At 41.6% G+C, this 10,923-nt stretch carries 11 protein-coding genes and 2 pseudogenes; 8 read left to right on the top strand and 5 right to left on the bottom strand.

Annotated elements, in window-relative coordinates:
• From KH943_RS02930 to prfA, 3 genes are all read right to left on the bottom strand, one after another.
• On the bottom strand, positions 1 to 447 hold a 447-nt coding region (locus KH943_RS02930; protein WP_304107409.1), incomplete at its 3' end, for an OB-fold nucleic acid binding domain-containing protein.
• Between the two features lie 276 nt (positions 448 to 723).
• Entirely contained in the window at positions 724 to 1,299 is a 576-nt protein-coding gene (locus tag KH943_RS02925; RefSeq protein WP_304107406.1) for a hypothetical protein, read from the bottom strand.
• A 46-nt stretch (positions 1,300 to 1,345) separates the two neighbouring features.
• A complete protein-coding gene (gene prfA / locus KH943_RS02920; protein ID WP_005707125.1) occupies positions 1,346 to 2,428 on the bottom strand; it encodes a peptide chain release factor 1 in 1,083 nt (360 codons plus the stop codon).
• Between the two features lie 165 nt (positions 2,429 to 2,593).
• On the opposite strand from prfA, the gene dnaA reads away from it, so the two are divergent.
• The 4 genes from dnaA to KH943_RS02900 all read left to right on the top strand — a co-directional run bounded on the left by dnaA (position 2,594) and on the right by KH943_RS02900 (position 6,704).
• Positions 2,594 to 3,925 carry a chromosomal replication initiator protein DnaA gene (gene dnaA / locus KH943_RS02915; protein WP_304107401.1) on the top strand — a complete coding sequence of 444 codons (1,332 nt, stop codon included), beginning with the start codon at positions 2,594 to 2,596 and terminating at the stop codon, positions 3,923 to 3,925.
• A gap of 21 nt (positions 3,926 to 3,946) precedes the next feature.
• Positions 3,947 to 5,050, top strand: coding sequence for a DNA polymerase III subunit beta (gene dnaN / locus KH943_RS02910; RefSeq protein ID WP_304107398.1), 1,104 nt, complete (start codon positions 3,947 to 3,949; stop codon positions 5,048 to 5,050).
• Positions 5,051 to 5,187: 137 nt separating this feature from the next.
• Positions 5,188 to 6,270 (top strand): DNA replication/repair protein RecF, encoded by a 1,083-nt coding sequence (gene recF, locus KH943_RS02905; RefSeq protein ID WP_304107397.1) that lies wholly within the window; start codon positions 5,188 to 5,190, stop codon positions 6,268 to 6,270.
• On the top strand, positions 6,267 to 6,704 hold the full coding sequence (locus KH943_RS02900; RefSeq protein WP_304107394.1) for a methyltransferase family protein: 438 nt from the start codon (positions 6,267 to 6,269) through the stop codon (positions 6,702 to 6,704). The genes recF and KH943_RS02900 overlap by 4 nt, the downstream gene beginning before the upstream one ends.
• A 68-nt stretch (positions 6,705 to 6,772) precedes the next feature.
• On the opposite strand, the pseudogene KH943_RS02895 reads toward KH943_RS02900, so the two are convergent.
• Positions 6,773 to 6,894: pseudogene (locus tag KH943_RS02895) on the bottom strand (ribonucleotide-diphosphate reductase subunit beta); the annotation flags it as partial.
• Positions 6,887 to 7,027: pseudogene (locus tag KH943_RS02890) on the bottom strand (glutamate 5-kinase); the annotation flags it as partial. The pseudogenes KH943_RS02895 and KH943_RS02890, both read right to left, overlap by 8 nt.
• Positions 7,028 to 7,271: 244 nt before the next feature.
• On the opposite strand from KH943_RS02890, the gene KH943_RS02885 reads away from it, so the two are divergent.
• Genes KH943_RS02885 through fecE form a run of 4 tightly spaced genes read left to right on the top strand, consistent with a single transcriptional unit; the run spans position 7,272 to position 10,904 of the window.
• Positions 7,272 to 8,165, top strand: coding sequence for a Fe(3+) dicitrate ABC transporter substrate-binding protein (locus tag KH943_RS02885; protein ID WP_304107391.1), 894 nt, complete (start codon positions 7,272 to 7,274; stop codon positions 8,163 to 8,165).
• A complete protein-coding gene (fecC, locus tag KH943_RS02880) occupies positions 8,165 to 9,154 on the top strand; it encodes an iron-dicitrate ABC transporter permease FecC (RefSeq protein WP_304107389.1) in 990 nt (329 codons plus the stop codon). Before KH943_RS02885 ends, fecC begins: the two co-directional genes overlap by 1 nt.
• Positions 9,154 to 10,137: a Fe(3+) dicitrate ABC transporter permease subunit FecD gene (fecD, locus tag KH943_RS02875; RefSeq protein WP_304107386.1), complete on the top strand. Its 984-nt coding sequence runs from the start codon at positions 9,154 to 9,156 to the stop codon at positions 10,135 to 10,137. Before fecC ends, fecD begins: the two co-directional genes overlap by 1 nt.
• Positions 10,137 to 10,904, top strand: coding sequence for a Fe(3+) dicitrate ABC transporter ATP-binding protein FecE (gene fecE / locus KH943_RS02870; RefSeq protein ID WP_304107383.1), 768 nt, complete (start codon positions 10,137 to 10,139; stop codon positions 10,902 to 10,904). The genes fecD and fecE overlap by 1 nt, the downstream gene beginning before the upstream one ends.
• The last annotated feature ends 19 nt before the right edge of the window (positions 10,905 to 10,923 follow it).

Below are 10,923 nucleotides of genomic sequence, written 5' to 3'. Positions count from 1 at the left end.
TACAAAGCTGGTAATTTTCGCACGCGTTTTAAGTTTTTCTGCCATTTCAGGACGGCGTAAATCTAAGTAGCGATATTTTAAGCGTTGCTCTTCAGTGTTGTTCTGGTTGAAGTCGAGTGGCAGTACATCAGCATTGTTATAAACTAACACATTTTTCACTAACACTTCGATTTCGCCCGTTGCCATATCCTTGTTGATTTGCGACTCATCACGAGCAATCACTTCACCTTGAATTTGCACGCAGGCTTCTGCACGCAGGCTAGATGCTACTTTAAATAACGCTTCATCTTTCTCATCGAAGAATACTTGCACCACGCCTTCACGGTCGCGGATTTGCATAAAGATAAAACGACCAAGGTTACGCACACGGTGTACCCAGCCACTTAAAGTTACATTTTGTCCAACGTGGCTACGGTTTAATTCGCCACAATAGTTTGTACGCATCATAATTATGTCCTTTTGAAAATTAGCTCCCGATAAAGGGAAGATAGCGGGAAAATTGTGGGAATTATAGCGGAATAGGCGAAAGATGGGTAGATAAAGGCTACCAAGCGGTGAAATTTCTTCAAAGATTCGCAAAATTAAAAAGCGGGCGAATATCACACAAGGTGAGCAAAAAACAACAAAATTTAGATAAAATGGAGGGCTAGTGAGTTTTGACTGGCTTGTAAAAGGAGAGCGTTTTCCAAAAAACCGCAGGAAATTGCCTGCGGTAAGGTATCACTATTTAATAATGCGTTTACAAATTCCTGTTCTCGTCGTTTCAGCTAATTGCTGACTAATAACAAAACTTTGATCGGTAAAATCACTGACGGAAAGTGAAACAGGTTTACTGCTTGAATTATTCAACTGTGAGGAGCGCCCGTTAAAAATGGCATTCTCTTCAGCATTTAGATTTTTATCGGTTTTAATTTTTTTCAACATCTCAAAAGTATGGGCACGGGTAAAATTGCTTTTGCTAAATTGATAGGTTAATACATCATTTGAAAAAGACCAGGTACCGATACGCTCTAGCTGATATTGAAACAGCGGTTCTTCTTTTGGCATGGTGAATGTACCTAAATAATATGCATAACCATCTCGTGTAAGCTGGACAGTATTAGATGAACTTGTATTGCCGCCACTCATTTCACATGCCCAGTTACCAATAAAATAATCTGCTTTTACCGATGAGGTTTTGATTGGATAAGAGGGCTGAGGTTGTGCATTTTCGTTTGATTTTGACGAACTTGTTGTAAAAACATGACTCGTACAAGCGGTCAAAAATAGCGAGAAAATTACCGATAAACGTTTTAACATGTTGATTTCCTTAAAATTTTATGCCCTCGAAATGAGGGCAAATTTATTATGCATTTTCAGATAACGCAGCTAATTGGTCAGCTTGATATTCAGTAATGATTGGTTGAATCAACTCATCAATTTTACCGTTCATTACTTCATCTAAGCGGTAAACAGTAAGGTTGATGCGGTGATCCGTCACACGACCTTGTGGGTAGTTGTAAGTCCGAATTTTATCCGAACGGTCGCCTGAACCAAGTAAGTTACGACGTGTATCCGCCTGCTCAGCTGCTTGACGTTCTTGTTCAACTTGCACAATGCGTGAAGCCAATACTGCCAACGCTTTCGCTTTATTTTTATGCTGTGAACGCTCATCTTGGCATTCTACTACAATTCCTGTTGGAAGGTGGGTAATACGTACCGCTGAGTCGGTGGTATTAACGTGCTGACCACCCGCACCTGATGAACGGTAAGTATCAATACGCAAATCCGCTGGGTTAATTTCTGGCATTTCCGATTCTGGTAATTCTGGCATTACCGCTACGGTACAAGCTGAGGTGTGAATACGCCCTTGCGATTCGGTTTTTGGTACGCGTTGTACGCGGTGACCACCTGATTCAAATTTAAGCTGACCATACACGCCTTCACCTGAAATTTTCACGATGATTTCTTTGTATCCGCCCTGTTCGCTTTCATTGGCAGAAAGCTCTTCGATACGCCAGCGTTTACTTTCGCAATAACGGCTGTACATACGATATAAATCGCCTGCGAAAATACCCGCTTCATCACCGCCCGTTCCCGCACGGATTTCTAAGAAGGCGTTGTATTCATCGTTCGGATCTTTCGGCAGTAAGAGAATTTGCAAGTGTTGCTCAAGCTGCTCAATTTCGGCTTTGTTTTCTGCGATCTCTTCTTCGGCAATTTCTTTCATATCAGGATCATCTAATAGGATTTGTGCATCTTCAATGTCGTTGTTGAGCTTTTTCCAGCGATTGAAGGTGCTAACTACCTCTTCTAATTGAGAATATTCTTTAGAATAAGCACGGAATTTGTCTTGATCTGAGATCACAGAGGCATCGCCTAACAATGCTTGTAACTCTTCGTGGCGTTCACTTAAACTTTCTAACTTGCTAATGATAGATTCTTTCATTGTTCTCTTTTATGTAATGAATGTAAATGAAGCGAATTATAGCGGAAATTTCCGCAAATTGCTTGAAGAAAAATAAGCGGTAATTTTTTCTAAAAAATTTGCAAGATTTCCACAAGGTTTTAAGGTATTATAGACAACCTTTTTCACAAGTTTTGGGAGTAAATCGTGTCTTCTCTTTGGGCGGATTGCCTTAATCATTTACAATCAAAAGTATCGTCTACGGACTATAGCACTTGGCTACGCCCGTTACAGGCGAGTTTTAGCGATGGAGAATTAACGCTTTATGCTCAAAATCAGTTTGTTGAGAAATGGGTAAAAGATAATTTCTTGAATGAGATCATTGATCTGGCTCGTTTTTTGTCCAAGAATGAAGCGTTGATCGTCACCACTCGCGTGGGGATTCGCCCGAATGAAAAACGCGTGGAAGCAACACAGAATGCTCAGCAAGATCCTGCTATGGGTACATTTAAAACGGGAATTAACCCAGGTCAGCACTTCGATAACTTTGTACAAGGTCGCTCAAACCAGCTTGCCAAAGCGGTATCACAACAGGTAGTAAACGAGCTGGGGCAGAGTCATTGCAATCCATTGTCTCTTTACGCCAATACGGGCTTGGGGAAAACTCACCTTTTGCATGCGATCGGTAATTCGTTGCTCAAAAAAACACCAAATTTGCGTATTCTTTATATTCATTCGGAACGTTTTTATCGTGATATTTTGAAAGCGATTAACACTAACAGCCAAGAAGCGGATAAACTCAAAAAATTCTACCGCTCATTGGATGTATTGATGATCGATGATATTCAGTTTTTGGCGGATAAGCCGAAGGTACAAGAGGAATTTTTACACTTGTTAAACGCCTTATTTGATCAAGGCAAGCAAGTGATCTTGACCTCTAATGTTTACCCGAAAAATATTGAAGGTATTGATCCGCTGATTAAATCGCGTCTTAGTTGTGGGATTAGCTCCACGATCGAACCGCCAGAATTAGAAACCCGCGTGGCGATTTTGCGTAAAAAAGCGGAAGAACGAGGCGTGGAATTGTTAGAAGATGTAGCCTATTTGATCGGACAAAAATTACGTACTCACGTGCGTGAACTCGAAGGGGCGTTAAACTCTGTTATTGCGTGGCAGACGGTAACTCATCGCCCGATTACGATTGATATGGCACGTGAAGTATTACGTGACCGTTTTGCCGCTTATGAACAGCTGATTACGATCGAAAATATTCAGCGCGTGGTGGCGGATCATTACAACATTAAATTGGCGGATATTAAATCGAAAAGTCGCACACGAACCATTGCACGTCCACGCCAAATCGCAATGGCATTGGCAAAAGAGCTGACCAATCATAGCTTGCCAGAAATTGGGCGAGAGTTCGGCGGACGTGACCACACCACCGTGATGCACGCTTGCAAAACCATTGCAGAATTACGTGATACTGATACCAGTATCCAAGAAGATTACACTCTTTTAACACGCAAATTATCATCATAAAAACGACGATTAGGAATGGTTATGTTATTTACGATTACCAGAGAACAGTTACTCAAACCCTTGCAACAAGTGTGCGGTGTACTTGCAAGCCGTCCAACGTTGCCTATCATTAACAACATTTTGCTTGAAGTAGAAGGCGATCGCCTTTCTCTTACGGGAACAGACTTAGAGGTGGAACTAAGCACCCAAGCCCAATTAGCTCAAGCGGTCGATTTTTCAGGAAAATTTACCATTCCTGCCAAGAAATTCTTGGATATTTCGAAGAGTTTGCCTGAAGATAGTCTCATTTCGGTGCAGTTCGAGGAGGATAAAGCCATAGTTAAAGCAGGTCGCAGTAAATTTAGTTTAGCGACTTTACCTGCAAGCGAGTATCCAAATTTAATGGATTGGACGCCAGAAGTGGATTTCAGCCTTGAACAAGCCATTTTTGCCCGCTTAATTGATGCAACTCAATTCTCAATGGCGAACCAAGATGCTCGTTATTTCTTAAATGGAATGAAATTCGAAACCGAAGGTAATTTATTGCGTGCAGTTGCAACTGATGGGCATCGTCTTGCGGTCTGCACAATGCCACTCACGCAAGAGCTTGTTTCGCACTCTGTAATCGTGCCTCGTAAAGCAGTGTTAGAACTCTCCCGCTTGTTAAGCGTAAGCAACGAAATCGTGCGTTTAGAGATTGGCTCAAGCAATATTCGTGTAACGATGAATGACGTAGTGTTTACGTCAAAATTGATTGATGGACGTTTCCCAGATTACCGCAGAGTTTTACCTCGTAATGCAGATCGTATTTTAGAAGCGGATACTGAAGTGCTTCGTCGAGCTTTAATGCGCGCGGCGATTTTATCAAACGAAAAATTCCGTGGCGTGCGTTTAACACTTGAACAAGATGTACTCAAAATTACTGCCAACAATCCAGAACAAGAAGAGGCAGAAGAAATTATTGATGTACATTATCAAAGTTTAGCAATGGAAGTTGGTTTCAACGTAAGCTATGTGTTAGATGTATTAAATACGCTCAAATGCGAACGCGTGCGTTTTAGCCTAGTGGATGCAAGCTCAAGTTGTTTAATCGAAGATTGCGATAACAACACTGCAGAATATGTGATTATGCCAATGAGGTTGTAGTTGTTTATCCTAGCAGCAACATTGCTCTTTGCGTAGGGGCGGGGTTTATCCCCGCCCAATATTCTTTAATTGGGACGGGATAACCCCCTCCCCTACGAAAGTGATGTTAATCATCCTTTTAATCATCAGAACTTTCTATGCCCCTATCTCGCCTTATCATTCAGAATTTCCGTAACATTTCCTCAGCTGAGCTCGATCTCAGCCCGAATTTCAACTTTATCGTCGGACACAATGGAAGCGGCAAAACCAGCCTGCTTGAAGCGATTTTTTACCTCGGGCACGGTCGTTCGTTTAAAAGTCATATCAGCAACCGTGTAATCAATTACGAGGCAGAAAATTTTGTCTTGCACGGTAAAATTGATGAGGAAAAACATAGCTGGACGGTTGGGCTACAAAAACAGCGTTCGGGCAATACCATACTTAAAATCAATGGTGAAGATGGCAACAAAATTGCCGATCTTGCCCATCTTTTACCAATGCAAGTGATCACGCCTGAAGGATTAACGTTGCTCAATGGTGGGCCGAGCTATCGCCGTGCTTTTTTAGATTGGGGCTTATTCCATCAACAGAGTGATTTTTATCCACAATGGGTCAATCTTAAACGTTTGTTGAAACAACGTAATGCCGCATTACAGCAAGTCCGAAACTACAACGAGTTGAAACATTGGGATATTGAATTGGTAAAAACCGCTCAAAATGTGACCGCTATGCGTGCCGAATATGCTGCCGCTATTACGCCTGAAATTGCCCGTCATTGTGCTTTTTTCTTACCTGAATTAGAGGTTTCAGTCAGCTTTTATCAAGGTTGGGAAAAAGGTGCTGATTATACTGACATCTTACAACAAGGCTTTGAGCGCGACCGCTCACTAGGCTATACAATGTTAGGTGCACAAAAAGCGGATTTCCGCTTCCGAGCCAACGGCTTGCCTGTGGAAGATGTACTTTCTCGAGGGCAGTTAAAGCTCTTAATGTGTGCCTTACGATTAGCTCAAGGTGAATATTTAACTGCCGAGAAAGAGAAACCTTGTATTTTCTTGATTGACGATTTTGCTTCGGAGCTTGATCCCGTCAAACGTGAATTGCTCTCACAACGTCTGCGTGAAAGCCAATCACAGGTTTTTGTGACTGCCATTACCCAAGAACAATTAAGCCAGATGCAATGGCAGAAAAATTCGCAAGATCAACTATTTGAAATTCAACAAGGGAAAATTTGCAAATGAAAACCAAAATTCCACCGCCTGTGTTAAGCCTGATTTGTATGGCTATAATGTATTGCTTGCCGACTATCCTTACCTTGCCAAAGGCAACTTGGTTGATTGTGATGTTGGTTGGATTAAGTAGCGTTATTGGCATAGTAAGCGTTATCTCATTCCGTCTTGCTAAAACGACCATCAGCCCGCTTCATCCAAATCAAACCAGCCATATTGTCCAAACGGGCATATATCGCTTTAGCCGTAATCCGATGTATCTCAGCCTCGCCATTTTTCTTGTCGCATTTGCAATTTATCTTGAAAATGTTACTGCTCTATTGGTGCTTCCACTGTTTATTTGGCTCATCAACGTGCTGCAAATCTTCCCAGAAGAAGAGGCGTTAGCCCAAAAATTTGGTAATGAATATTTAGCGTATAAAAAAGCGGTGAGACGTTGGGTTTAAGCGGGTAAAATGACTTATTACTTTCTATTCATTGTAAGAAATAGGCGTTATTTTTATTTACGTCTGAATATGTTATGTGGTGGCTCTAAACCTAATGTCATCAATGAGTTGTTATAGCGGCTTTTAATATATTAAGTACAGTTTCTTTGCTAATAAAGCTCAAATCCCCGTCTTTAAAAATCCAATCTAAACTCTTCGATTGCTACGGCATTATTTTTGTTGATAACAGGGATAATTTTTTGTTCAAGCAAGGTATTGAGCACATCGCGGGCATTTAAGAAACGTTTGTGGTCATCAATGTCGGCACGGATTAACTGGATTTGGTCACAAATCATTCGGTGAATTAACTTACGGTAATATGACAACTATTACTACAATTTCTATCACTACATATGTAACCGAGAACATAAGGGGAGCAGATCATATAAGCTCCCTTTATGTTTATGAGGCATTTTAATATGTCTATATCTAGATAATATTCTGAAAAAAAAGAACTGTTCTCATTTGCGATTTTTTATCGTATAATCGGAGCGTCTTTATACATTAAATCTATTCAAAGGAGTTTATATGCAAAAATTACTCAAAACTGTATTTGCTGGTGCATTATTAGTGGCATCAGGCTTAGCTTCTGCTGTTACGGTGAAAGATGCCAATGGTGATTTCACATTAGATAAAACGCCAAGCAAAATCGTGGCATTAGAGTATTCTTTTGTGGATGCCCTTGCTCAAGTGGGTGTTAGTCCTGTAGGTGTGGCGGATGACAACAAAATTGAGCGTATTTTGCCTGAAGTGCGTAACAAAATTCAGCCGTGGAAATCAGTCGGCACACGTTCACAACCTAGCCTAGAAGTAATTGCCTCACTTAAACCCGATTTAATTATTGCCGATCCATCTCGTCACACAGCTGTGTTTGAAGAGTTGAAAAAAATTGCACCAACGGTGATGTTTGACTCTCGTCATGAAAGCTATCAAGGCAATCTTGAAACTGCACAAAAAATTGGTGATCTTGTAGGTAAAAGTAGCGAAATGAAAACAAAAATTGCCGAACATAATGAATTCGTGGTAAATATTGCGAAAAACTTAGGAGTGCGAGGTAAAAAAGCCTCTTTTGGTACTTCTCGTGAAGATAAATTCAACCTACAAAATACTAACGGCTATGTAGGTAGTCTCTTAGCCGTATTAGGCTTTGTCCCAACTCAATTACCAAATACGAATCAAGCCTTTGTGGAAGTGAATTTGGAGCAATTAGTGCTTGAAAAACCAGAATATCTCTTTATTGCTCACTATCGTGATGAAAGCATTGCTCGCAAATGGGAAAAAGAGCCACTCTGGCAAGCTATTCCTGCCGTGAAAGCTAACCACGTGTATAGTGTAGATAGCGATATGTGGGCTCGTGGTCGTGGACTTGAAGCAAGCAAACTTATGGCGAAACAAATTGAAGCTTTCGTAAAACAACCATAATGATGAACACAGCTTTTCGTTGGGGGCTTCCCCTGTGTCTTCTGGCTTTCCTATTATGGGGAAGCCTGTTTTTGTATTATCCAATCGAAATTCGACCGCTTGCAGCACTTAAAGCCTTTTTCCCTAATGCAGATGATCTCGCTAAAATCACCGTCACGGATTTGCGTTTCCCTCGAGCCTTAGTGGGCATGATTTTAGGGGCTAACCTTGCAGTGGCTGGGACGTTGTTACAAACCATTACTCGAAATCCGCTTGCATCTCCTTCACTTTTAAGCGTGAATTCGGGTGCAAGTTTGGCGATGGTGACTGCCAGTGCCTTTAGCCCCGTATTGCTCTCAGGCTATAGCATTGCGTTAGTGGCAAGCGTGGGTGGTGGTATTAGCTGGCTGGTGGTGATACTGATTAGTAATGGCTGGAAAGATAACAACGGTGATCGTAATCGGGTGATTTTAGCTGGGATTGCGGTATCACTCCTTTGTGCGGCACTGACAAAAATGGTGTTGATTATCGCAGAAGATCACGCTTTCGGAATTATGAGCTGGTTAGCTGGAGGAATTTCTCATGCTCGTTGGAATGAATGGTACACGCTATTTCCGTTCTTTATATTGACCGCACTTTATTGCTTGTTTTCCGCTAGTCGCTTGAATTTGCTAAACCTAAGTGATGAATCCGCCCGTTCTTTAGGTATCAATCTGTTTCGTGTCCGCTGGTATGCCAACATTATGGGGTTATTGATTGTCGGCTCTTGCGTGAGCGTGGCAGGTCCTGTGGCATTTATTGGCTTGCTCGTGCCACACTTGGCACGTTATTGGATTGGTTATGATTTACGCAAAGTATTACCAATGTCGATGTTACTTGGTGCGATTCTAATGCTGGTGGCAGATACTATTGCCCGTGCTGTTAATTTCCCAAGTGAAGTGCCTGCTGGGGCATTGTTAGCCTTAATTGGTGCACCAGTATTTGTCTTTTTTGCTCGGGGAAGAAACTAATGGCGAAAACGCAAAGCTCTTTTCACAAAATCGCTTTTTATGTGATTGCCTGTGGGCTAATGTTCGGACTGTTTTTATTAAGCATTCGATTAGGTACCTACACACTTTCTTTTGAAGAAATAAAAAATGCGTTCCACCCAGGCGATAAAAACTATTTCACACTGATGGAATATCGCTTGCCGCGTGCGGTGTTGGCAATTTTATTAGGTGGTGCCTTAGCGATTTCAGGCGTATTGGTGCAAAGTGTAGTACGTAATCCTCTTGCCTCACCTGATATTTTAGGTATCAATAATGCCGCTGGGTTAGTCGCCGTTTCTGTGTTAATGTTCTTACCCAACCTGGCATTTTACTGGATGCCAATTTTCGCTTTTTTAGGTGGCGTGTTATCTTTTGTAATTTTATGGATTGTTTGTGGTTTTAATTTCCGACCGCTTAAAATGGCGATTATCGGCGTAGCACTCTCCGCACTTTGGGCAGCGATTAGCCATTATTTAATGCTCACTAACCCTGTGGAAATTAACACAGCGATGCTTTGGCTTACAGGTAGCCTGTGGGGCAGAAGCTGGTCATATTTGAATGTAGCTCTCCCGTGGGTATTGGTATTATTGCCATTGCCGTTTATTTTATGTCGTGATCTCGATACGCTCGGACTAGGTGAAAATAAAGCCGCTACCTTAGGCGTTACGGTGAATAAAGTGCAAGTTAGCGTGTTAGTGCTTGCTGTCGCACTTTCCACTACTGCTGTAGCAATTTGTGGACCAATTGCCTTTCTAGGCTTGGTAGCACCACATCTGGCTCGCCGTTTGGTGGGTGGTAGACACCACACTTTATTACTCGCTGCCGTGCTGATTGGGGCAGTTTTGCTACAAATTGCCGATATTTTAGCTCGCATTATTGATCCGCCAACAGAACTACCAGCAGGCATTCTAACTGCTATTATTGGCGCTCCTTATTTCTTCTACTTATTGATGAGAACTAAATAATGACAATTGAAATTCATAATTTACATTTAGGCTATCAAGATAAGATTGTCGTAAAAGATTTATCGCTGAGCTTTCCCAAAAACAAAGTGATCGCTTTAATCGGTCCGAATGGTTGCTGTAAATCCACTACCTTAAAAGCGGTAGCAAGATTGCTCAAACCCAAAGCAGGGAAAATCACCCATAAAGGTGATGATATTTGGCAAAAAAGTCCTAAAGAATATGCCCAAGAACTCGCATTTCTGCCACAGCAACACCTTGTGCCAGAAGGTATCAAAGTACGTGAATTAGTCGCTTATGGGCGCTCGCCTTATCTCAATCTTTGGGGCAAGCTCAATGCTAAAGATGAAGAATTAGTCGATTGGGCAATGCGACAAACCCAAACAACCGAACTTGCTGAGCAGTTAATATCTGATTTATCAGGCGGTCAGCAACAACGGGTCTTTTTGGCGATGACATTGGCACAAGATGCTGATTTAGTGCTATTGGACGAACCTACTACCTATTTAGATCTTAACCGCCAAGCAGAACTGATGAATATGATGCGTCAGATGCAGCAAAACGGCAAAACGGTGATTACCGTCTTACACGATCTCAACCAAGCCTGCCGTTATTGCGATCATTTAATCGTGATGAAAAAAGGAAAAGTAATAGCACAAGGTACTCCTGATGAAGTAATGACTGAAGCCCTACTAAAAGAAGTATTTGATCTTGATGTGATCATACACCGCGATCCGATTAGTGATACTCCGATGTTTATTTTAAAGTAGCAAAAAGCTGACTTATTAT

Origin of the sequence: Haemophilus parahaemolyticus (assembly GCF_018373095.1) — a bacterium.
In the GTDB taxonomy this organism is placed as follows: Bacteria; Pseudomonadota; Gammaproteobacteria; order Enterobacterales; family Pasteurellaceae; genus Haemophilus_A; species Haemophilus_A parahaemolyticus_A.
This window is presented reverse-complemented; position numbering and strand designations above follow the sequence as displayed.